General features: G+C 64.8%; 25 protein-coding genes and 2 pseudogenes. 12 read left to right on the top strand and 15 right to left on the bottom strand.

The window, feature by feature from the left end:
• Positions 1-3 precede the first annotated feature (3 nt).
• A pseudogene (locus tag NP3_RS50180) lies at positions 4-306 on the bottom strand (T6SS phospholipase effector Tle1-like catalytic domain-containing protein).
• Between the two features lie 311 nt (positions 307-617).
• Between NP3_RS50180 and NP3_RS00450 the strand changes: the two are divergent.
• Positions 618-1,169, top strand: coding sequence for a DUF8020 domain-containing protein (locus NP3_RS00450; RefSeq protein WP_063824603.1), 552 nt, complete (start codon positions 618-620; stop codon positions 1,167-1,169).
• Positions 1,170-1,262: 93 nt separating this feature from the next.
• Here NP3_RS00450 and NP3_RS00445 read toward each other — a convergent pair whose 3' ends face one another.
• The 7 genes from NP3_RS00445 to NP3_RS00415 all read right to left on the bottom strand — a co-directional run bounded on the left by NP3_RS00445 (position 1,263) and on the right by NP3_RS00415 (position 6,712).
• Positions 1,263-2,063 carry a hypothetical protein gene (locus NP3_RS00445; protein WP_063036602.1) on the bottom strand — a complete coding sequence of 267 codons (801 nt, stop codon included), beginning with the start codon at positions 2,061-2,063 and terminating at the stop codon, positions 1,263-1,265.
• 353 nt (positions 2,064-2,416) lie between these two features.
• The gene (locus tag NP3_RS00440; RefSeq protein WP_063036600.1) at positions 2,417-3,067 is read right to left on the bottom strand and encodes a TetR/AcrR family transcriptional regulator; all 651 of its coding nucleotides are present in this window, start codon (positions 3,065-3,067) and stop codon (positions 2,417-2,419) included.
• 185 nt (positions 3,068-3,252) lie between these two features.
• The gene (locus NP3_RS00435; protein ID WP_063036598.1) at positions 3,253-4,188 is read right to left on the bottom strand and encodes an RNA-guided endonuclease TnpB family protein; all 936 of its coding nucleotides are present in this window, start codon (positions 4,186-4,188) and stop codon (positions 3,253-3,255) included.
• A gap of 515 nt (positions 4,189-4,703) precedes the next feature.
• Entirely contained in the window at positions 4,704-5,075 is a 372-nt protein-coding gene (locus NP3_RS00430; RefSeq protein WP_063036596.1) for a hypothetical protein, read from the bottom strand.
• Positions 5,072-5,557 carry a roadblock/LC7 domain-containing protein gene (locus tag NP3_RS00425; RefSeq protein WP_245720742.1) on the bottom strand — a complete coding sequence of 162 codons (486 nt, stop codon included), beginning with the start codon at positions 5,555-5,557 and terminating at the stop codon, positions 5,072-5,074. Before NP3_RS00425 ends, NP3_RS00430 begins: the two co-directional genes overlap by 4 nt.
• A complete protein-coding gene (locus tag NP3_RS00420; protein ID WP_063036594.1) occupies positions 5,554-6,354 on the bottom strand; it encodes a hypothetical protein in 801 nt (266 codons plus the stop codon). The genes NP3_RS00425 and NP3_RS00420 overlap by 4 nt, the downstream gene beginning before the upstream one ends.
• Entirely contained in the window at positions 6,344-6,712 is a 369-nt protein-coding gene (locus tag NP3_RS00415) for a hypothetical protein (protein ID WP_245720741.1), read from the bottom strand. Before NP3_RS00415 ends, NP3_RS00420 begins: the two co-directional genes overlap by 11 nt.
• 682 nt (positions 6,713-7,394) lie before the next feature.
• On the opposite strand from NP3_RS00415, the gene NP3_RS00405 reads away from it, so the two are divergent.
• The 3 genes from NP3_RS00405 to NP3_RS47550 all read left to right on the top strand — a co-directional run bounded on the left by NP3_RS00405 (position 7,395) and on the right by NP3_RS47550 (position 9,000).
• On the top strand, positions 7,395-7,958 hold the full coding sequence (locus NP3_RS00405) for a hypothetical protein (protein ID WP_063036588.1): 564 nt from the start codon (positions 7,395-7,397) through the stop codon (positions 7,956-7,958).
• A gap of 164 nt (positions 7,959-8,122) precedes the next feature.
• Positions 8,123-8,464, top strand: coding sequence for a hypothetical protein (locus NP3_RS00400; RefSeq protein ID WP_063036586.1), 342 nt, complete (start codon positions 8,123-8,125; stop codon positions 8,462-8,464).
• A 377-nt stretch (positions 8,465-8,841) separates the two neighbouring features.
• Positions 8,842-9,000: a hypothetical protein gene (locus tag NP3_RS47550; protein ID WP_157123953.1), complete on the top strand. Its 159-nt coding sequence runs from the start codon at positions 8,842-8,844 to the stop codon at positions 8,998-9,000.
• A 14-nt stretch (positions 9,001-9,014) separates the two neighbouring features.
• Here the strand turns inward: NP3_RS47550 and NP3_RS00395 are convergent, their stop codons facing one another.
• Complete coding sequence (locus NP3_RS00395; RefSeq protein ID WP_063036584.1) at positions 9,015-9,728, bottom strand: DsbA family oxidoreductase; 714 nt, start codon at positions 9,726-9,728, stop codon at positions 9,015-9,017.
• A gap of 440 nt (positions 9,729-10,168) precedes the next feature.
• Between NP3_RS00395 and NP3_RS00390 the strand changes: the two genes are divergently transcribed.
• Positions 10,169-10,669 (top strand): hypothetical protein, encoded by a 501-nt coding sequence (locus tag NP3_RS00390; protein ID WP_169814416.1) that lies wholly within the window; start codon positions 10,169-10,171, stop codon positions 10,667-10,669.
• Positions 10,670-10,678: 9 nt separating this feature from the next.
• On the opposite strand, the gene lipP1 is transcribed toward NP3_RS00390, so the two are convergent.
• The gene (gene lipP1, locus NP3_RS00385) at positions 10,679-11,614 is read right to left on the bottom strand and encodes a LipP1 family hormone-sensitive lipase (protein WP_063036580.1); all 936 of its coding nucleotides are present in this window, start codon (positions 11,612-11,614) and stop codon (positions 10,679-10,681) included.
• 46 nt (positions 11,615-11,660) lie between these two features.
• Here lipP1 and NP3_RS00380 point away from each other — a divergent pair, with 46 nt between their 5' ends.
• The gene (locus tag NP3_RS00380) at positions 11,661-12,044 is read left to right on the top strand and encodes a MerR family transcriptional regulator (protein ID WP_063036616.1); all 384 of its coding nucleotides are present in this window, start codon (positions 11,661-11,663) and stop codon (positions 12,042-12,044) included.
• 107 nt (positions 12,045-12,151) lie between these two features.
• On the opposite strand, the gene NP3_RS00375 is transcribed toward NP3_RS00380, so the two are convergent.
• Positions 12,152-12,484, bottom strand: a complete 333-nt coding sequence (locus NP3_RS00375) for a hypothetical protein (RefSeq protein ID WP_063036578.1) — start codon at positions 12,482-12,484, stop codon at positions 12,152-12,154.
• 401 nt (positions 12,485-12,885) lie between these two features.
• Between NP3_RS00375 and NP3_RS00370 the strand changes: the two genes are divergently transcribed.
• Genes NP3_RS00370 through NP3_RS00360 form a run of 3 tightly spaced genes read left to right on the top strand, consistent with a single transcriptional unit; the run spans position 12,886 to position 16,297 of the window.
• Positions 12,886-13,935 carry a helix-turn-helix domain-containing protein gene (locus NP3_RS00370; protein ID WP_063036576.1) on the top strand — a complete coding sequence of 350 codons (1,050 nt, stop codon included), beginning with the start codon at positions 12,886-12,888 and terminating at the stop codon, positions 13,933-13,935.
• On the top strand, positions 13,932-15,371 hold the full coding sequence (locus NP3_RS00365; protein WP_063036574.1) for a pyridoxal phosphate-dependent aminotransferase: 1,440 nt from the start codon (positions 13,932-13,934) through the stop codon (positions 15,369-15,371). Before NP3_RS00370 ends, NP3_RS00365 begins: the two co-directional genes overlap by 4 nt.
• Positions 15,368-16,297 (top strand): Rossmann-fold NAD(P)-binding domain-containing protein, encoded by a 930-nt coding sequence (locus tag NP3_RS00360; RefSeq protein ID WP_063036572.1) that lies wholly within the window; start codon positions 15,368-15,370, stop codon positions 16,295-16,297. Before NP3_RS00365 ends, NP3_RS00360 begins: the two co-directional genes overlap by 4 nt.
• Here the strand turns inward: NP3_RS00360 and NP3_RS50175 are convergent.
• Positions 16,281-16,481 (bottom strand): annotated as a pseudogene (locus tag NP3_RS50175) (glycoside hydrolase family 1 protein); the annotation flags it as partial. The gene NP3_RS00360 and the pseudogene NP3_RS50175 overlap by 17 nt on opposite strands.
• A gap of 16 nt (positions 16,482-16,497) precedes the next feature.
• Between NP3_RS50175 and NP3_RS47545 the strand changes: the two are divergent.
• On the top strand, positions 16,498-16,665 hold the full coding sequence (locus tag NP3_RS47545; protein ID WP_157123950.1) for a hypothetical protein: 168 nt from the start codon (positions 16,498-16,500) through the stop codon (positions 16,663-16,665).
• 81 nt (positions 16,666-16,746) lie between these two features.
• Here NP3_RS47545 and NP3_RS00355 read toward each other — a convergent pair whose 3' ends face one another.
• From NP3_RS00355 to NP3_RS00345, 3 genes are all read right to left on the bottom strand, one after another.
• A complete protein-coding gene (locus NP3_RS00355) occupies positions 16,747-17,925 on the bottom strand; it encodes a permease (RefSeq protein WP_174566155.1) in 1,179 nt (392 codons plus the stop codon).
• 32 nt (positions 17,926-17,957) lie between these two features.
• The gene (locus NP3_RS00350) at positions 17,958-19,082 is read right to left on the bottom strand and encodes a metallophosphoesterase (RefSeq protein ID WP_063036570.1); all 1,125 of its coding nucleotides are present in this window, start codon (positions 19,080-19,082) and stop codon (positions 17,958-17,960) included.
• A gap of 118 nt (positions 19,083-19,200) precedes the next feature.
• Complete coding sequence (locus NP3_RS00345; RefSeq protein WP_084507938.1) at positions 19,201-20,121, bottom strand: esterase/lipase family protein; 921 nt, start codon at positions 20,119-20,121, stop codon at positions 19,201-19,203.
• Between the two features lie 182 nt (positions 20,122-20,303).
• On the opposite strand from NP3_RS00345, the gene NP3_RS00340 reads away from it, so the two are divergent.
• The gene (locus tag NP3_RS00340) at positions 20,304-21,527 is read left to right on the top strand and encodes a lipase family protein (RefSeq protein ID WP_157123947.1); all 1,224 of its coding nucleotides are present in this window, start codon (positions 20,304-20,306) and stop codon (positions 21,525-21,527) included.
• A 115-nt stretch (positions 21,528-21,642) separates the two neighbouring features.
• On the top strand, positions 21,643-21,834 hold a 192-nt coding region (locus tag NP3_RS47540), incomplete at its 3' end, for a hypothetical protein (protein WP_157123945.1).

Below are 21,834 nucleotides of genomic sequence, written 5' to 3'. Positions count from 1 at the left end.
GGCTCATATGAATACCCGATCGCCCGGCTGCCAGTGCTCTATCAGATAGGAGTAGGCCTCGGCGAGATTCGAACGCAGCCCGCTGCCGACCGCCAGTCCCATTACTCGCGAGAACCACCGGGCCGGTGGCGATCACGCACCCTGAGCGCTGAACGTACCGACACCCGGGTCGTAGTAGGCGATCTGTTTCGTGGCATCGCTCAGGTCCAGCATCTCGAACAGGCGGACCACATCGGTGCTACCGCTGGCACAGACCTGATTGCCTGTTCCGTCGAGACAGATGACGATGTTCTTACCGGTGGACACGCAATGAGTGTGGGCCCGTCGAGCCGCGAAGTATCGAGTAGTGCAGTACCTGAGTTTCGCGCCGATCGGCTATCGATTTTCCGGCCTTCGATGGCGCTGTGCGTACTTCGGCGATGCGATCGGTGGAGAAATCGAATCGACCATGCTGCGTTATTCGATCGGAATCCGATCCCCAATCCCCTAGGGGGTAAAACCGACTTTTATCCCGCAAAGAAGTTGTCGACTCAATCAAATGAGCGGAGCATCATTATAGCTATCCGGTGCCGTTTGTCGGGGAACGTCAATCGAAATCGGAAATGATTGGAAGTCCAATGTTCGTCAAGAAATTGATAGCGACCGCCTTCATGGCCGTCGCGGCGACCGGCATAGCCACTGCTACCGCACATGGTGAGGGGATGCTGACAGATGTCAGCCTCAACGCCTCGGACGGGCCGATCGCCTACACAACGACTCTCGCAGCCGATCACACGAGCGCTCTGGTGAGCCTGGCCTCCGGCGGATTCGTCGTCACACCCGATGCCGTCACGGTCCTCGCGGACAATGGTTCGGTAGTCGGCAGCATCCCGACGACACTGCGTACCGAAGCCGGGCAGAGCCTCGCAGTGACACCGTCGCTGGACAGCTCCAGCACGCAATTGACCCTCACGCCGGTCGGTGGCCCGACAACCGAGGCCGTCAACTCTCAGAATATGCCCGGCGTGCAGCAGGCCTGGGGACCGATTTCGATCGCTGTCGGCGCAACCATCGGTTGCTTGGTCGGCGTTGCGATCGGTATCTGGTTCTTCCTGGTCGGCGCCATCTTCGGATGCGCTGTCGGCGCAGCCATCGGTGCGGCGATCGGCTTCTTCTCGCCATTCCCGTGATCGGCCACGCATCGGAGGTAATCGAACACAATGCAAGCGGGCCGGGCGCCTATCGGCAGCCCGGCCCGCTCGTGTCCGCTGACGTCGCGGGCGTTACCTGGACAGTGCCGTTTCCCGCGCGGGCGCGCGGCGATCGGCTGTCCTGGTTCGACGAACCATCCGGCGGCGGACCTGGGGGTCGTAAACGGCCAGGTCGTCATCGAAAGCCAGCTGTTCCCAGAGGAATACGTCGGTGTCCGATGCTTTCTGGGCGGACTGCGCTTGCTTGCGCAGGCTCATGGCACCGGCGGCCAGTGCGGCACCGCACGCGGTGACGGCGCTGAGCGTGGCGGCGAAATCGAGACCGGCACTGGCGATTCGGTGCTCACCCCCGAGGTCGGTCGCCGAATTATTGCCGAAGAGCCAGCTGAAAAGTCCGCTCTGGTTCGCGGATTCGGTGATTTCACGCAACTCCGGCGCTTTGCCGTTGAGGTAGGACAAGGCGGCGAGTACGAAAAGGGCGGCGGCAATGCTGCAGCCGAGCACCAGATAGGAAAGCAGCCGACTGCGGAGCCGGAAATACATTACGGTCGCGACGACCGCACCGGCGACCGCCAGGGTGGTGAGGACGGCCCAGGTGCTACTGATGCTCACCACGGATTGGAATGAGCCGGTGGTGAATCCGTCGATTCGGCCGAAGGCGTTGGAGGTGACGGTGCCGTTGGGTCCGGTTGCCGAAATCCAGGGCTGGAAAAGCAGTAGGAAGGTGACCAGACCCAGACCCGGGGCACACAGATAACCCCAGTCGGATCGTAGATCGAAACGTGGTGCGGTCACCTCGCCGATGAGATCGTCATCGTTCCCGGGGCGACCGAGCTGAACATTGTTTTCTTGCCAAGGCGTTGTGTGTGCCATTTCTAACCACACCTGCTGTGCCACTTCCGGTTTCGAGGAAGCGGACGCTGCGGGGCATGTCCTCCTGGGACGAATAATAGGAATTGGTACAGACGACATCGTCTGTTAACAGGAAGTTACGTTAGGACTCCGCGGTCTGCGGGGCAACGTGACCCCATGCACACGAAACTTGTGAAACGGTCGTGATACGAGCGTCGCTGGGGAGGATGAATTCGATGAAACGTGCTCTCTTGTAGGTGTTTTCGCGGTCGGCGAAATGTGGAGCCGCCGCGCCGGTATGCTTGCGGCAACCGCACAGGCTGTGACCTGATAGACAGACTGCTCGGGATGCCTACCAGCGCACCGGAATCGAGCTACCGAGTGCGCGGCAGCAGCCGGTAGCGCCCCTCGAGCCCATCCAGCAGCGATTCGAGACCGACCTCGAACGCGTCCTGATCGATCCGCTGCTGCCGCTCGGCGAGCAGATGTGCCTCGTTCAGGTGCGGGTACTCCTCGGCATAGACCTCGGCGTCGGCGGGAAAGCCCGCGACGAACGAGCCGAGCGACGATCCGGTGAGGAAGTAGCGCATCAGCGTGCCCACGGTGGTGGCTTCCCGGCGCGGCCAATTCGCCGCGACCAAACCGCCGAATACGGCATCGGCCATGCGCAAAGCATTGGGCCGGAGGCCGGGTCCGCTCGCCAGTGCCGGGACGATATTGGGATGCGCGGCGACCGCGCTCCGATAGGAATGGGCCCAGCGGCGCAGTGCCGATCGCCAGTCCGGATTGTCGGCCGACAGCTCGCCGAACATCGAGGTATCCACCTCGCCGAGCACGGAATCGACCACCGCATCGATGATTTCGTCCTTGGTGCCGACGTGGTTGTACAGCGACGGTCCCTGCACGCCGAGTTCGGCGGCGAGACGGCGGGTCGAAACCGCGGCCAGCCCATCCGCATCGACGAGAGCCAATGCGGTCTCGATGATGCGCTCGTGGGTGAGCAGCGGTCGGCGGGGCCGGGCCATGTATCGCCTCCTCTCGGTGCTCGCATTCTTGCAGCAGCCGGATAAAACTTGCGCCGCTAGTTCTCGTGACTTCGTTGCGCGGCGTGCCGAGTATCCGGCCATGTGTCGGCCTGATCGCCGCTGCCAGCCACGACGAAGTGTCCAACCGTTACCTGAATGTGAGTGTTTATATGACGACGCGTATTTCAGGCAGCCGTTCCTTGCGGAGCGGCAGTCCCCGTCCTACCGGCCAGAGGGCCGTGCGGGGTAGACGCTTCTACACCACCTGCCTTCCCCACCTCGCGGGTAGGGCGGGTCTTGCGGTCGGCTCCACGTCCTTGTCCAACCGAAACGTTGGCGGCCGGGCCACTCCCGGTACCGGTCCCCATTCCACCACCGGTATGGGTGGTGTCGCCGAGGCGGGCGAGGTTGATAGCGGCGTTGTGATCTCGATCGATGACGAGACCGCAACTGCCGCAACAATAGAGGCGTTCGGCCAGCGGCAGCTTGGTTTTTGCGCCGCAGCTCGAACACGACTGGGTAGAAGCAAACCATCGGTCGGCCACCACTAGCGCGGCACCGTACCAGCGGCACTTGTAGTCGAGCATGGTGCGCAGCCGCGCCAGGGAGGCATCGGCGAGCGCTCGATTCAGTCCGCGTTTGCGGGCGCCGCCACCACGGCTCATGCCCGCGACGTTCAGGTCTTCGATCACAATGACCGAATGTTGTTGTGCCAAGGCGGTGGTGGCCTCGTGCAAGGCGTGGCGGCGCAGGTTCGCCACGCGCGCATGGGTTCTGGCCACCTGCGCCTGCGCGCGTTTCCACCGCTTGGATGCATTCCTGCGACGTCGAGCGGTCGGATCCCATGGGCCGGTCCGGCGGGCAGCGCGCCGTTGCAAGCGAGCCAGCTCGGCCTCGGCGGCTTTCAAGGGTTTCGGTGCCGACACGCGGTCGACTTCAGTGCCGTCCGGTGCGGTGACCCGCTGATCCAGATTCGCCTTCACAGCAGCGAGCATCACATTGAACGCCTTGCGCGCGGCCCCGGCGTGCGAGACCAACACCTGCTCCTGCGCCGGGGTGGGGTCGAGTGCAAACCGATATCCCTGCACAGTCCACCCGTCCGGGACCTGGAATCCGGCCATCACGACCCGCTCAGAACATGGTTGCGGGCCCGGTTTCGGCAACAACTACACTCCAGCCACGGCCCAACCCGGCACCTGTGTCGACGAATTCAGCGAAGCGAGCGCGGACGATATTGCCGACTGCTTCCCCGCCAATCCCCCGATTCACGAGGGTAATTCAAACACACATTCGATAACGACGACCCACATTCGCTCACATCCCAACAATCAGCTCGCAACCCCCTACGAACGGCCTTCCTACAGCCAGGCCGGACACGACAGTCCACAACATCACTTTCCAGGATGACTGCCCCCAGGACCTTTCCGATCCCCAGACGATCATGTACTTCCCGCGCGTGGCATCGACCACGTTGCACGATCCCGACCCCGATGCCGACCGGAACCTGGATTGCACCTTCAATCCCTGGATGATCGGTGGCGGCGGAAAGCTCTAGCCCGCAACGTGATTCACCTCGACGCCGGGCGGTGCGGTCGATGTCCACACCGCCCGGCTGCGAAGGTGTTGCACCGCAAGCTCACACCTCGAGCTCCTCTTCGATGGACTTGAGGCGGTGCCGCGCCAGCGCGAGGTTCGCCCGGCCGCGGTCCAGGGCGATATAGAGGAAGAGCCCCTTGGACTTGCGGCCGGTCATCGGGCGGATGATGTGGTATTGGCCGGTCAGCGTGATGAGGACGTCCTCGATATCCTCCTTGATCTGGAGCTGCTCGATGGTCCGCAGTTTGGCGCGCACCACCTCGGTATTGCCCGCCGCGGCGACCTGCAGATCCAGCGCCTTGGAACTGCCGAGCATGCCGAGGGCCATGCCGCTGCTGTAGTCGACGACGGCGGCGCCGATCGCGCCGTCTATCCCCATCATGTCCTTCAGCGCCAGATCCATATTCGTCATATCGAGTCCTTTCGATCGGTTTTCCAGGTCCGGTCTTTTCCGGAGTCGGTGGCCGTCAGGTGATCGGCGATGTTGCGGGCGACCGGGCGCGATTCCAGATGCAGGCGGCCGACATTCACCTCGGGTCCGGCGAGCACCATCAGCGATGCCCAGCCCGCCGCGTAGATCACCGCGTGCCCGCCGGTCCCGTGCACCACGACCTCGTCGAATCCGCCGCCGTGCGCGGTGGCGGCCAGCTGATACGACAGCGACAGATGGGCCGAGGCCAGCGCGGCCATGCGGGTCGGCTCGATATCGGGCGGCAGATCGTGTGCGACGAGCAGTCCGTCGCTGGAGGCGACGAGCGTGCCGGTCAGATGAGGCAGACGATCGCGTAGCACCTTCAATTCCGCCAGCACCGCCGTATTCGGTTCGGGTCCGGACATCGCCACCTTCGTCCACCTTCCCATCAACTCGCCGAGCAGTTTCTTCCGCGCGGTCACGCAAGCTCCTCCAACGCCGCGCGCAGGCGGACGAGCACATCGCGATCGACCGGCTCCCAGCTCTGCGGGGGAGCGGCAGGGTCCTGTCGCACTCGGCGCGGAAGGACCTGCCGCCGCTCGGTGACCGCGACGGCGGCCTGCCCCGAGAGCATCGGTTCGCTCGCGATGGGTATCACGTCGGGCGGCTCGATCAGTCCGGCCGCGGTCAACTCGCGCACCGCGACCAGTGCGCCATAGCTGGTGCGGCCGAGGTGGCGGGCGATGCCGGTGACACTGCGTCTGCTGTCGGCGGCGGCTAGTACTTCGGTCTGGCCGCCGCTGAGCGTGACGCGTCTGCGCCGGACGCGGCGCACCGGCACGACGGGAGCGCGGTCGACCAGTTCCGCGGGCCATGGTTCGGCCTCCGGATCACCGCGCCGCGCGCATTCGTGCAGCAGTACCCGCGGCGGGATCTGGCAGACCGGGGCCAGCCAATGCGGCGGCGCCGACCGGAATTCCGGAACAACCGGCGTGGCGAGCAGAAAGTAGGCGGCGTCGAAGACTGACAGCAATGCCAGGGTTTCCAGTCGCGGCAGGACCGGCACACGGCCCGGATCACCGGATGCGGCCCGCTGCCATTCCGCCGCGGTCGCCACACCGCCCGCGATCGCGAGCCGTTCCAGATCGGTGGTGCGCAGGCAATCGGCGGCGGTTATCGCGCCGTCCGCGAGGTGAAATGCGCCATCGCCCGCGCACAGCACTCCGGTGCATCTTTGCTTTTCCAGTCGCCGCAGTTCGGTCGCGACGTCAACGACCATGAGCGTCCTCGACCAATTCGCCGAGAATTGTGCGGAGGCGAAATCTCGCAATGGCCAGATTTCCGGTGTCCTCGTCGAATAGGACGTGTACGAAAAGGCGACCGTCGAAGTCGCCGTTCACCAGATTCAACAGGTGATAGCCGCGGGTGCCGCACACGATGATCTCGGTGAGGTCGTCGTCGCGGTCGGTCGCCAGCGCCGGACAGCCGAGCACCGTACGGACCACATCGGTGGTGGTAGCGGCGTCCTCGTGTTGATCGACGTGGTCGTGCCGACCTGCCGCGGCGATCGCCAGACCGCTCGCGCTGTCCACCATCGTCACGCTGCGCGCACCGGGAATGTCCATGATGCGTTTCAAGCAGTCGTCGATACCGATCACCGCGTCCGGCCTGTCATTTCGGGGATTCCAGCGGTCCAGACGCTACACACTGCGGACGGGTGATGGAAGACGAATTCTTCAGATTGCTCGGCGGGCGACGTATTTCCGCCGGATGCGCGGATAAGAATACCTTTCGGTATCAATACCTTTCGGTATCAAAAATGTGGGCCCGGCTGAATGTGGCACGGAATCCACACTTTTCGGCAGCCAGTGCTCGAATGCCATTCGGTATTAACGACTGTTGACACTGAGGTGGCGAGAATCGCTGCGGTAGTAGAGAACCGGCATTTTGATCGGCAAACGTGTATATCCAGCATAGCTACTGGCTGGCGAACACTCGACCGAGTGGTCGGAACATCGCCGGGGATGAGGATCCGGCCTCGCTGTGCGTCGGCGACGTGTTCGTCCCTGTCACCGTTGCAACGACGATCGGGCCATCCGGCCCCGCAGGCTTCACCGGCAGCTCGTTCAGCTCGCTGTCCCTGGACCGGCCCAACTCGGATCTGCGCCACGTTAAGGGCGTCGAACCTCGGGTGTTCCCGCTTCTCCTATTGATTGTGTGGAACCTGCTGCGGTACTCCTCGGCGTCGGACAAGATGAGACCCGTTGGTATGCGAGTTCTTCCCAGCAACACCCACACTTTCTGGAAGGGAGCTCGAATATGGCAGCACAGGACGTAGCTGAAAAGCGGTCGATGGAAGGCGTCCACGCAGGCGACGAGATCGATGTGGCCAGGCGGGATGCGGAAATGGCGCAGATCCAGTGCCAGGCCTTCTGTAATGAGGCGCGCATAGACGCACAGAACGCCCGCCAGGCCGCGAGCCAGGCTGCGGCCCTCGCACGTCAGGTGCAGGGGCAGGCGCGGCAGGTGAACAATCAGGCCCAGATCGCGCACCAGAGCGCGATCCAGGCGGTTCAGCAGTCGCAGCAGGCTCGTCATCAGGCGCAGCAGGCCACTCATCAGGCGCAGCAGGCTCAGAGTGAGGCGGATCGGGCGCAGAGCCAGGCGCAGCAGGCCGAAAGTTTGGCGCAGCAAGCTCAGGGGGAGGCCAATCAGCTGCAGCAGCGGTCGGCCGGTGCGCAAGGCCAGGCCGATGAGGCCACCCAGTTGGCGCAGCGGGCCGAGGATCTGGCGGCGCGGGCGGAGGACCGGGCCAATCAGGCGGACATGCAGCTGAACCATCTCCGGCAGCAGACCAGGCACCTGCAGATGCTCGGCCGCTGACCAGAGCGCGGACTCGTGTGATACCGGCGACCGGCCACACCAAGCCAAGTGGTGGGGCCGGTCCCCGGGCTCAGTGTCGAAGCAGACCGTGGTGAGCGATCCGAACATCGGCAACGACTCCCATCGCGGGCCAGCGGCGACCAGCGCCACCTACACTGGCCCGCATGTTTGTGCCACGGATGCTCGCATTGTCCGCGTTCGCCCTGCTCACGCCCCTCGCGGTGACGGCGTGCACGTCCGAAGGGGCCGGGTATAAGTCCGAGTGTCAGGTCAGCGGTTGTACGGTCACCTTCACGCGTGGCGTGAACGCGAAGGCCAGTGTGCTCGGCATCGAAGCGGAACTCGTCGCGGTGAACGGCAATACGGTCACGCTGAAGGTGGCCGGTCAGCAGGTCGATATTCCGGTCGGGCAGACCCAAGCCACCAACGGGTTCAGCGCGACGGTGCAGGACGTCACCGATGACAAGGTCGTGGTTCGGATCAACACCGGCGTCAATGGCAATTGATCCTCAGCCGCGGCCTCTTATGTCACCGACGACGCTGTGCCGCTGGCCGATTCGTTCCAGGCCGCGACGGAGGAACGTGCCGAGTTCCGCCGCACGCTGGTGGATACCGTGCCGCTGGCTACCGATCCGATCGTGCTCGTCCGGCCACCGGAGCGCGCCCTCCGCGGACCCACCGACCTCGCCGCCTACGCCGACGAGCCGTCGGCCTTCGATGCCGAAGTCGTATATGGCGAATCAAGCCACCCGGCTGTGCCGCGAATCCGGATTCGAACCGCGGGTGGTGTGCCGGTTCGGCAATCGGATTCGCGAACTGCCGGTCGACCCACGTCTATCGACGACCTTCGAAGCGTGACAGCCGCGCGGACTATCGTCGAACTATGGGCGTTATGGGTGAACTGTTCCCCGGGCAGAAGCTGGCCGACGAAGGTAGCGAGGACAGCGACGGTCAGGCGCACCGCCCGCGGGTCGAGATCGATCTCGACGCCGGTGTGGTGCGGCTCGGTCCTGCCGCGAAGGCGACTGACGAGACCGAATAGGACTGTGCCGCAGGCTAATTGCGCGCGGGCAACGCGCATCCGTCCGGCCCGCAGACCTCGGCTCCGCCGATGGTCTGAATGACCGGCTTCCGATCGGCCCAGGCCTGGTCCAGGGCTTGGGCGAAGACTTCGGAGGGCTGGGCGCCGGAGACGCCGTATTTGCGGTCGAAGACGAAGAACGGGACGCCTCGGGCGCCGAGTTGGGCGGCTTCCTGTTCGTCGGCGCGGACGGCGTCGGCATAGGCATTCGAGTCGTCGAGAACGGTGCGTGCGGCTGATTCGTCGAGTCCAGCGGTGACGGCGAGTCGCACCAGGCGCTCGTTGTCGGCGAACAGGGACTGTTCTTCGGCGAAATTCGCGCGGTAGAGGGCATCGAGGAGGGCGTCCTGTTTGCCTTCGGCGAGCGCGAAGTGCAGCAGGCGGTGCATATCGAAGGAGTTGCCGTAATCGCGACCTTCGGTCAGATAGGGCAGACCGATCGCGGCGGCTTGTGCGCCGATGCCGCGTTCATTCGCGGCCGCCTGCGCCTCGCTGATGCCGTACTTGTGCGCGATCTTGGCGATCACCGGTCCGGATGCGTCGGCGGGCAGCGTCGGATCCAGTTCGAACGAGCGGTGCACCACCTCGACGTCGGCGCGGTGCGGGAAGTCGGTCAATGCCTGTTCGAACCGCTTCTTGCCCAGGTAGCAGAAGGGGCAATTGATATCGGTCCAGATCTCGACCCGCACGGTCGACCTCGCTTTCGTTCGAACCCCCGGGTTGGCAACAGTTCGGGTACCGGATCTGTTCCCTGGCTGCCTCGGTGCACAGTGACCGGCCGGGCCAGGCACGAAACCTGGTCGCGCAGCTCGACCGAGCTTCCCACTGGAGGTGAGTTCGGGTGTTCTCCGCCACTTAAGCTGAGCTGATGGAGCAGCCGAACTCCGCCCGAGCCATTACATCTCGACACGGGACCGCACCGGCGAGAGCGACCCAAGGCCGCGCCGCGGAGCTGACAGAGCTCCGGGCGCGGCTGGGACCGCTCCAAACCTATTGGGGCTACGTACTGGCGGCGGTCGGCAGTACCGTCACCTTCATCCTGCTGTTCCAGTCGTGGATCACCGCGCAGGGGCCCGACGGCAGAGTCGCCGCCAACGCCTTCGGTCGGCTGGAAATAACCACGAACGCCATGAACGTCTGGTCGAAAGTGGCGCCCAAAACCCCGCCGGTCACCGGCATGTGGGCGATCCTCGCCAGCGCCGCCATCATCATCGCGCTCTGCGCCATCGTGCTGAACATCCGCCTTCGCAATGAACTTCTCGCCCGCCTGACGATGATTTCATTGGCGTGTGCCGCACTTTTTGTCATCCTGTGCTTGATCTACCTCAATGGCAAAGGTGCCGAACTCAAGGCGATGACCGGTCGCACCTATGATCTGGGCGGTCAGATCGGACAGATATTGAACTGGGCTACCGGTCGAGGCAAACTGGCCATTCCGGGCACCAGTACCGCCAGCTACGCATCCGCCAGTCTTACCCACTGGGGATTTCTCGCCGTGGTGACCTCGCTCGGTTCGACCATGGCGGCCATCGCACAATGGCTGCTCCTGCGTCGCGCGACCGACAATCCGGTCCGCCTGTCGTGGCGGATGCCCATTGTCCTTTCCCGAGCACCGTCGAACGACGACTGATGCAATTCGCTACCGGGAGAATGCCTTCCGCAGCGCCGTTGCCGCATCGAGTCGGGCGCGCTTGCTGTCGTCGAAGGGATGCCGGACGAATTCGTGGATCATGCCCGAATAGCGAGCGACCGTGACCGGAACCCCTGCCTCTTCGAGTCGCTGACCGTACTCTTCGCCCTCGTCGCGCAGGGCGTCGTATTCGGCCGTGACAATGAGTGCCGCAGGCAGCCCGGCCAGGTCGGGGGCGAGCAGTGGGGAGACCCGCGGGTCGAGCTTTTCCTCGGAACTGTTCAAGTAGCTGTCCATGAACCAGTGCTGGGCATCGCGGCTGATATTTCCGTACTTGCCCGCGTACTCCGTGATGCTGAAATTCGTTCTGCGGAAATCGAGATCGGGATAGATCAGCAGTTGGAAGGTCAGTGCCGGACCGTCGCTGTCGCGTGCCATGCGCGCGACAACCGCCGCCAGATTGCCGCCCGCACTGTCGCCGCCGACGGCAATGCGAGTGGCGTCGACGCCGATGCTCGCCGCATGCTCGGCGACCCACCGCGTCGCCGCGAAGCAGGCGTCGGGTGCGGCGGGAAACTTGTGCTCCGGAGCCAGGGGGTAGTCGACCGAGACCACGACACATTCCGCACCGTTGGCCAGACTGCTGCACAGTCCGTCATGGGTGTCCAGATCGCCGAGCATGAAGCCGCCGCCGTGGAAGAACACCAATGCGGGGAAGGGGCCTTCGCCGTCCGGGGTGTAGATCCGGAGCGCGCCGATGCCAGGTACGGTGCGGTTCTCGATGTCGGCAACGGGTTCCGGTTCGCCGAGTAGGGCGATCTGTCGGCGCCATCCCTCGCGTGCCTGCTCCGGGGTAAAGGTGTGCACCGAGCCGAAATCCGCGCGGGCGAGACGGTCCAGATACGCCTGAACTTGGGGGTGCAGCTCTGCTTTTGTTTCGCTCATTGGCCTATCGTCTGACTTGAAGTACGCTTCAAGTCAAGGAGTAGTGATGGTGCTCGATATCGCGGAAGTCGCCGAGCGGTCCGGATTGGCGCCGTCGGCGCTGCGGTACTACGAGAAGCGCGGGCTCATCGAACCCGACGGGCGCAACGGTCTGCGGCGCACCTACCGGCCCGAGGTGATAGATCGCTTGGCGCTCGTATCCTGTGCTCGCGCAGCGGGTTTCACACTCGCGCAGATCGCGCGGTTCCTCGTGGCCACGCCAGCGGATGCCGAACTCCGCCGTCATATGGCGGAAAAGGCCCGGCAATTGGACGAGGACATCGCCCGACTCACTCGCATGCGCGACAGCCTCCGCCACGCCGCCACCTGCACCCACCAACCGCTGGTCGAGTGCCCCGACTTCAAGCAGGCGTTCGGTTCGGTGCCGTAGTCTTCGGCGTTCCGGCTCGGGAAACAGGGTCCGGCGAGCGGTGCTCGCCGGACCCTGTTTCGGCGCGACGTCAGGTGGCGCCGACCCCTCCGCGGCGCCAACTGCCGTTACGCGGCCGGTGTGGTCGGTACCGCGATGCGGCAGTTGGCGTCGGCTTGCCGCCGGTCTCGTTCGACGATGCGGGTGTGCAGCAGCACGACCGCCTGAGCCAATTCGAGGCCGAGATCAGCGGCCCGGATGGCGGCGATTTCCATGGCGAGCATGTAGTCCTCGGGATCCGGATCGCTCAGGGTCTCGTCGAGCACCATGCCGGTCATGGCCTGCTCTCGTGTCAGCAGTCGGCCGGGCAGCCAGCTCAGGACCCAGCCGCTGCCGGTGTAGCGGGCGGTTTCGGGGGTGATGTCGCTGGTGATCAACCAGTCGGCCAGCCTCAGTGTCATGACCCCTCCCTTGGTCGATCGAAACCATCTGTCCCGGAGCGCGAGCTCCGGATCAGATGTGACGCTGACAACAATGCTATGGATCGCCACTTCTGGATGTCAACTAAGCATAGAAGCTATCTGAAGATATTTCTCACTCAATATTGCTTAAATTTAAGCAAACTCGGCTTTGTGTATCTGGAATCTGCTCCGTGAGAGCAGCTTTGAGTGCCGCTACGCGCGTTCGGGGTCGTGGTATCGGACTGGCCTTGCGCAATATCGGCCCGCCCGTATGGTTTTCAGCGATCGCCCAGAAAACTTCCATCGTCGCTACCACTGCCTCGGGGCGTAACGTGGCTATGATGACGTCGGATGACACATCGTGAGCATTGAAAATCCGAGCGTAGGGATGGAGGCGCGGCATGGCTGGCTCAGGGCCGGACGGTGAGCAGGTCGGGGATCTGGTCCGTCGGCTCCGCACGGAACGCGGGTTCACCCAGGCCGCACTCGCGGCCAAGACAGGTTGTTCGCGCAGCCTTATCCAGCAGATCGAGAACGGGACTCGGGTGCCACCGCTACCGTTGCGCGAACGTCTCAGCCTGGCGCTCGGCCAGGAATTGCCCTCGGCCGACGGTATCGCCGACGATCTCGCCAGCGGCGGATATCACGATCTGCGCATGCGCTTCAATGTCCTGCTCGGCAAGGACCCTGAACTCGTCGAGCGGGCGCTCGGCATCGCGGGCAGCCTGATCGATGCGACCTTCGCGCGGGAGGAGATCGAACCGCTGCGCATGATCGCGGATCGGCAGCTGGAGCGGGCCGAGGAAATCCTGGCGCAGATCCCCTCGCGCAGCGCGACGGTCTGGGAATGGAATACCGTCAGCGACTGGTTGATGATCCTCGAGCAGGCCAAGGCGTCGGTCCGCGCGATCCACACCGCTGATCTGGGCACCATCGGCGGCGACGTCGGCGACGACTATCACGCCGCGATTCTGCGCCTGGCCGATACGACCCATCCGCCTCGAATCGATGTGCGACGCATGTATGTCCTCGACACGATCGAGGATGTGTGGCCCTATGACGACAAATTGTGGAAACAGGCGCGTGCCGGGGTGGAGAGCGTGCTGGTCAAGCGCGAGCACGCGCGCAATGCGCAGAGCATGCTCATCGTCGACGAAAAGTACGTCGCCGTCGGTGAATACGACTATTCCCGGCAGGCGCGCGTGGCGACCCGGTTCTCGGCGTTGAAGCACGATGTCGCATTCGCGGTGCGCCGGTTCGAGCGCCTCTATGAGCTCAAGGTCGCCGGTTCGGGCATTGTCGTCAACGATATCGTCGCGTCACCGGAGCTGGCCGGTTACGAGCGCCTCACCGAGGGCGATTGCCGCGGTCTGTTCCGTGCGGCGCTGGAACAGAGTTGGCGCGAGATGACCGCGCCGGGAGAGCCGTCCTTCGAGAGTGAGGTGTCGTGACTCGGCAGGCTGACAACGATCGGCTGCCTTGGCGGACACCGGCACCCAGCCTCGCCGCCCGCACCAATCGCTCCGAGGAGCGCAAGCGGGAAGTGCGCAGGCATCTGGGGGCGCGGCCGCAGTTCGCGGGGACGGGCGACCGGACATATTCGGATGTGCTGGACGCTTACCACGGCGAGACCGGTCTACCGCTGGCCGAAAGTGCCGTCGCCGCACTGGATCTGGCATGGCGCGAACTGATGCATGCTCAACCTCCGGACGAATACGCCGACGGCACGCTGTATCACAAGCGACAGCCGCTGGTATTGCGAGAGTTGGCGGCGCACAAGCTGTTCGGGCGATTGGCGGAGCCGGTCGACGGGATACCCGGAGTCCGGGTATCGCATGAGGAGGTCATTGTCTGCCCGTACTCGAGCACCATGCTGCTCGAGGAGGCGGTCGCGACCCTGGCCCGGCCCGGTGGTGTGATCGTGTATCCCGAAGGCCTGTACAAGAGCTCGGGCATTCACGTGGAGAAGTACGGTCTGCGGATGGAGGCGTGCCCGGTCGCGCCGGACGACTGCTTCAAGATCGACCCGGATCTGCTGGCATCGTGCCTGGACTACTTCGCCGACCGTGACGAACTGTGCGGGGTGCTGCTCACGCTGCCCGGGAATCCGGTATTCACCGACTATTCGGCCGATGAGTTGCTGGCGATCGGCCGGGTGCTGGTTGCCAGTGGGGTACCTGTCATCTGCGATATGGCCTTCGATTGCATGGTGGAACAGCACATTCCGATTGCCGCGGTGCAGATCGCGACCGACGACGGCATGCGTCGGCTGTACGACCAGGTATTGACCATTACCGGAAACTCCAAGGGCTACAACGCCTTCGGACCGTGCAAACTGGGCGCGGCCTGCTCGGGTGATGCCGAATGGCTGGCCAGGATCCGAGAGCGGCTGACCATTTCGTTCCAGCGTGAGTCGACGCATCTGGCGCGGGCGATTGTCGAGCACACGCCCGAGAGCTACTTCGCGCGGAACCGGGTGCGGATGCTCGACCAGCTGGATCGCGCGCACGGCCACATCGATGCGATCAACGCTCGACTCGGTGTGAAAGTCATTCGGCCGCTGGGCAGTCGGCAGGGCATGTTCCTCACCGTGGTCTTCGACGAGGCGGTCCTCGACCAGGCAGGCGTCGAAACCAGTGCGGAGATAGAGGATCTGCTGCTCGCCGGTGCCGGAATCGATAGTGTCGCGCTGGCCCGGACCGGATCCGAGCGACTCGGTGTCCGATTCAACGTGCTCGCCCCCCGCAAGGCGCCGGGACGCGAGTCGGCGGATCTGGTCGACGAATTGTTCGACCGGCTCGAACAGCTCCTGTGTGAGATCCAAAATGGGCTGACTTATCCCAAAGTGCTGGCCGGGTGCGGTCTGCCGGTCATCGGACAACAATGATTGTCGGAGTTCTACGGGAGACCGCTGCTGAGGAGCGGCGCGTCGCGCTGATACCGGACGATGTGCGCGGGCTCGCGGGCGTGCGGGTCATCGTGGAGCACGCTGCGGGCCGGTCCATCGGATTCGACGACGCGGACTACGTGGCGGCCGGGGCACAGGTGGGCGAGCGTGCGGAGATCTTCGCGCGTTGCGATGTGATCGCGTGGGTGAAACCTCCAGCATACCAGCTGGATTCGGTGCGTCCGGGGATGACCCTCATCGGATTCCAGGACCCGCTGTATCGCCGCGACGTGATCGCGGAACTGCGCGCACGCGGCATCGAATCCGTCGGCTATGAAACCGTTCCGCACTCCCGCCCCGATATCGATGCGCTCTCCGCGATGAGCCGGATAGCGGGCGAAGTCGCCTACGAGCAAGGGCGACAACTCCTTTCGACCGACGGGCCGGTGCGCGCCCTGATCCTCGGCTGCGGGCAGGCCGGACTCGCCGCCGTCGCCGCGGCGGCCTCACACGGCGACGAGCCGACCGCATCGGGTAACCGCGGGGAACAGGAGTCCACCGCAATCCGGCACGGTGCCAAGGCATTCCTGCCGAATCCGGACGGGCTACTCGCCCACCTCGCCGCCGACCCGCCCGCCATCATCATCTGCGCCGCCGTGCATCGCGGCTCCCGCGGCCCACTGCTGCTCGACGCCACCGCACTGGACACACTTCGAACCGGGACGGTGATCGTCGACCTCGTTGCCAAATCCGGCGGCAATTGCGTTGCCACCATCCCGGATCGCACCGTAACCCTCCCGAACGGCGTGATCGTCACCCATCGATCGAACTACCCGACCCTGCGTCCGGTGGAAGCGAGTCACGCGTACAGCGCCGTCACCGCCGCCTTGCTGAAAAGTCGCACTGCGTTCAGCGCGGAACAGTGACCGGGTCGGTGCAGCTGGCCGCCGCGTCGACCAGTGAGCAGGACTGGGGTGTCCGAGTCGGACGGTAGTCGCCGGGAACACCGCCGTCGCGGGTGATCGCGGTGTAGGCGGGCACCGCGTCGGTCGGTTTGCGGGTGAGCGTCGGATCGGTCAGGACATCGACGGTGTAGAGGCCGAAACGTGGTGCCTGAACTGGCCCGATGGCAAAACGGGGTCCCTACGGCAAGGGCATAACACGACGGGAGCAGATCCCCGAGGCCGCGCTGCGCACGATCGCCGAGCGGGGGTACTCGGCCACCTCCATCGATATGGCCGCCCAACTCGACCAAGCCTGGCGCCGCTACGCCCACAACCCGGGCATCGAGTAGCGGCCATCCGGGTGCAGCGGCGCGGCCGAGCTCAGCACCGAAGCCGCTGTCGCCCGGCTGGTTTCGGTCACCGCGAACGGATTACATACCGCCGTACGGTGATCCGTGGTCGTGCTCGTGCTCGGTGTCGGGGGAGCCGCCCATCATACGCAGCATCGAGATTCCGCCGGTGCGCATGAAGATCGTGACCAAGACGGCCGCGAGGATGAGGAAGGCGATATTGAGCCAGGTGGTGTAGTTCCACCGGATTCCTTCCGTCATCACCATGGCGTTGCGCTCGGTGGGAATGAGATTTGTTGTGCCGAAGAGGATTTCGACGACATATCCGGCGCCGACCATGGCGGTGTAGAAGGTGGCGAGCAGGGTGAGGGTCATGCGGGTGCCGTAGTACTTGCGGTAGATATTGAGGATCGGGAGGATCAGCAGGTCGGCGTAGATGAAGGCGATCACGCCGCCGAAGCTGATGCCGCCGTTCCACAGCACCGCGGCCAGCGGGACATTGCCGATCGAGCAGACGAAGGACCCGATCGCCACCAGCGGCCCGACGACCGGTCCCCAAATGGCCGACAGCAGTGGATGATCGGTGAGGAAGAAGTTCTGCCAGAACGTCTCCGGCACCCATGCGCCGATCGCCCCCGCGATGAGCAGGCCGATGACGAGATCGCGCAGAATCGCGGCCCATTCCATCACGAAAACATGGGAGACCGCGGTAAGTCCCGGCCGGGACAGCAGCCTGTGTATGAAGGAGCCTTCGGCGGCGACCGCCATATCCATGGCGGCATGGCCTTCCATCGATCCGGCGAGTCCACGGTCGGCTTGGCGACGGGCCTCCTCGACGAGCTTGGACCGCACGAACAATCGGAAAAGCGCCGCGAGCAGCACGATCATAATGGGCCCGCCGACGAATTCGGCCGCGGTGAACTGCCAGCCCATCAGCAGCGCCAGGATGACGCCGAGTTCTATGACGAGATTGGTCGAACCGATTTCGAACGCCATCGCGGCGGTGAAATTCGCCCCCTTGCGGAACAGCGAACGAGCCAGCGCCACAGCCGCATACGAGCACGACGAGGAGGCCGCGCCGAGCCCCGCCGCAATGGCCAGGGTGCGCGGCCGATCATCGCCCATCAGCCGCAGAATGGTCGACTTGCGCACCACCGCCTGCACGACTGCCGACAGCGCGAAGCCGAGAACAAGAGCCCAGAGGATCTCCCAGGTCATCGACCCGGCCAGGGATAGCGCGTGCCAGATAGCGTCCACCACGCGACGCTATACCCCTGCGGGACGACTCTCGTTCAGGCGCTGCGCAAGACGAGGACGGTGATTTCGCTGGGCGCGAAGACCCGGAATTGCGGACCCCAGAACCCGGTGCCACGGCTGGTGTAGAGCTGGGTGTGCTCGCCGTGGCGGCTGAGACCGGCGACCACGGGTTGTTCGAGGCGGACCAGATAGTGGAACGGCCAGATCTGGCCGCCGTGGGTGTGACCGGAGATCTGCAGCGCCACCCCGGCCGCGGCGGCCTCGATGACCTGCCTGGGTTGATGGGCCAGCAGGACAACCGGTGCGTCCTGGTCCGCGCCAGCGAGGGCGGCCGGGAGGTCGGGCCCGTGTCCGGGCAGACCGACGCCGGTGGGGTCGTCGATGCCTGCCAGCACCAGCCGGTCGTCGCCGCGGGTGATCGTCTCGTGTTGGTTGTGCAGCGGCTGCCAGCCGATCGAGGTCATGTGCTCGATCCAGCCCGCCGCGTCGCCGAAGTATTCGTGATTGCCGGTGATGTAGAACCTGCCGAGCGGAGCCTCGATCTTGCCGAGCGGATCGACCTGCGGATGCCGCTTCTCGACCGAGCCGTCCGCGAGATCGCCTGCGTGGCAAGCGATATCGGGCCGCTGCGCATTCACCACATCGACGACCTTTTCCGACCAGCGCAACCGGTCCAGTGCGGCGTAGTGGGTATCGGTGATGACCACCATGCGCAGTCCGTCGAGCGCCGGTCCGAGTCCGCGGATCGCGACATCCAGGGTGCGCACCCGAGGCACCCGGCGCGCCTCGATCACACCCCAGACCGACAGCGCGGCCGCGATCACGAATACCCCGGCGGCGACGATCCTGGATCGCGCCGGATCATCCACCCCGCTCACGGCCAATCCGAGCCCGACCACATTGCCGATCACCGACCAGCTGAAAACCACCCACATCAGTCCGAGCAGCGTGTCGCCGACGATGGACGCCGCATCGTGCTGCTTCGGACCATGACCGAGAAACATCGCCGCGGGCAGGCAAACGAAACCGGCGAGGAATACCGCCGAGCCGAGCCAGAACAGCGCCCCATCGGTCGTAGCGCCGATCAAGGTCCACCACGGGACCAGGAACAGCAGGGCGGGAATCGCCAGAAACAGGACGATACGCGGCACGTATTTCACGAAATGTCATTCCTCGCGGGGGACGGTGCGGCGCACGGTCCCACCACCGGAGCACCATGGGCGCTATCGACGATAACAGCGTTGACGCCAGTGCGTCGGTGCCGGTAATCCGCGCAGGTCAGCCCTGGCAGGCGGGACCGCTGTACGCCGGATCGAGGGCTTTCTGCACGACGTAGCCGACGGTGGGGGATTCCGGCAGCGCACCATGGTCGAATTCGTCGTCCGGGCACAGGTCCTGCACCCAGACGTTGTCGACGGTGGCCCCGATTCCGGCTCTGAGAAAGGTGGTCTCGGGTGGGGTGACGACCCGATCGAGACGACTGGCGATAACCGTGTACTTGACTCCCGGCTCGGTATCGCCTCCGGCATTGAGGCTGCGCAGGAATTCACTATCGATCAGCTGTTGCGCCGCGGCCGTGCCCAGATATCTCGCGATCAGGCCGAGGATCGGCGCCTGCGCACTTCCGGTCGGCAGGAGAAAGCCGAGCCCTTCGGCGGTGGTGCCGTGATTGGTCGCCGCGATGGTGACCAGATGGTCCACTTTGTTCTCCGCGGGATCCCGCTGATTCGCGCCGCCGTCGAAGCGCATGAACTGCCGAACCAGCGGACCGCCCTGGGAATGCGCGACGATATCCACCTTCGGGACACCGGTGGCCGCACGCACCTCGTCGACGAATCGCGCGATTTCCCTGGCCGAGTTGCGCATATCCGCAGTGCCGTAGACCCCCGGCTGTGCACCTCGCATACTGGAGATCGCGCGCCCGTAACTCAGCGAGAATACGCAGTAGCCCTGCGCTTTCAGCTGCGGTGCGAGCACATCCCACGAGTTCTGATTCCCCCAGGTGCCGTGAACCAGGACCACGGGTTGTGGATGCGCCGCCGAGGGGTGGCAGGTCCAATCATTGGCACCGGCCGGTGGCACACTTCCGTCCGGACGTGCCTCGTCGGCGTGCGCCGGGGTGCACACGCCGAACAGGGTGCCGATCAGTACCGCGGGCACGATAATCGGTAGGAGAAGACGCGAACTTTTCGCAAACACCGCAAACGCTCCTTCGCTCACAAAATCGGGACCTGCAAACGAAACACGCCATCGGCTCGGTGATCTGGGCCGAAACGGCTGACAATCGCCTGCTTAATAACATGGCAGCGAATGCGTAGCAAATACCCTCGGTCGGGTGGCGAGTCGCGGAAATACGAGTCGGCGGTGTCACGATGGTCCGTGTGGTCGTTCGAGAGGAACCCGAATTCATGCGCAGCACACCGCGATCGGTAATCGCACTGCTCGCCGCGGCACTGCTCGTGGTCCCTGCCTGCGGGTCCGATAACGCACCGGCGGTCGCGCGCGGCGAAGTTGTCAGCACCACGCCGGTCACGCAGTTGTCGGCGGAACAGACAACGACCTATCTGGCCAGCGCGAATATCGGCACTCCCGCGCGCAACGGCGTCGACGCCTATCGTGTCGTCTACCGAACCGTCACTGCGGAGGGCGACCCGACCACGGCGAGCGGCCTTGTCGTGCTGCCGCGCACCGAGTCTCGGCGGCTGCGCGTCGTCACCTATGAGCACGGCACGCTGGTGCTGAAAAGCGACGCGCCCTCGGTGAACGACACGCGTGCCGATCGGGCCCGCACCATCATGTTCGCCGCGGCGGGCTACGCGGCTGTCGCACCGGACTACCTCGGCCTCGGCGTAGGCCCGGGCGCGCATCCCTACACCCATGCGCCCTCGGAGGTCAGCGCCTCGGTCGATCTGCTGCGCGCCGCCCGCACCATGGCCGCCGGACAGCAGCACGACCTCGACCCCGACGTCCTGGTCACCGGGTTCTCCCAGGGCGGTCAAGCCGCGACCGCACTGGGCAAGGCGCTACAGGGCGGTGACGCGCCCGGCTTCGGATTGGCCGCGCTGGCGCCGATCAGCGGCCCCTACGACGTTCAGCACGTCGAGACGCCCGGCGCCATCGCGGGCCGGGTCCTCCCGGCGGTCGCGGTCTTCTATCTCGCCTACTGGATCACCGCGATGAACCGGATCTACCACCTCTACGACCAGCCCGCCGACGCCTTCCGGGAACCGATTGCCGATCGCATCGAACAACTCTTCGACGGACAGCAGAACGAGATCACCATCGGCACCGCCCTGCCCGTACGTCCCGAACTGTTGCTGACGCCGAAGTTCCTTGCCCTGGCACAAGATCCGACCGGAACCGCGCGCGAGGCGGTGGCCGCCAGCGACGGCACCTGCGACTGGACTCCGCGCGTTCCGGTCCACCTATACGCTGCCACCGGCGATCGAAATGTGCTCTACGCCAATGCCGAACACTGTCTGCAAGCCATGCGTACCGACCGGGCCACCCTCACCGATCTCGGCGATATCGACCACTCCGCCACCGCGCGCGTCGCGCTCCCGCAAATCCTCGACTGGTTCCAACGCGAAATTCCGGCGAGCTGACCAGTTACCGCACCCAGCGACCCGAATCCCCTGGTCACAGCGTTAGGAGCAGGCTCACAGCGGACTGACAGGAAACGCAAAGGGGGTCCACCGGGACGACTGTGATACTCCCCAGGTGACAGTGACCAGTGCCCCGGCGTCCCTGCCCGACACGAGCCCACCAGATACGACGCCGCCCCATACGACCCCGCCCGCACCCGCGACAGCGTTGCCGCCGATCAGACGGTGGGAGCGCATCGGGCTGGCGGTGCTGCTGATCGCGACGGCGGTCGCCTATCTGTGGAATATCACCGTCAATGCCATGGGC

Origin of the sequence: Nocardia pseudovaccinii NBRC 100343 (genome assembly GCF_001613225.1) — a bacterium.
Lineage (GTDB): Bacteria > Actinomycetota > Actinomycetes > Mycobacteriales > Mycobacteriaceae > Nocardia > Nocardia pseudovaccinii.
The sequence above is the reverse complement of the archived record's forward strand: the minus strand, read 5'-3'. Positions and strand labels throughout refer to the sequence as shown.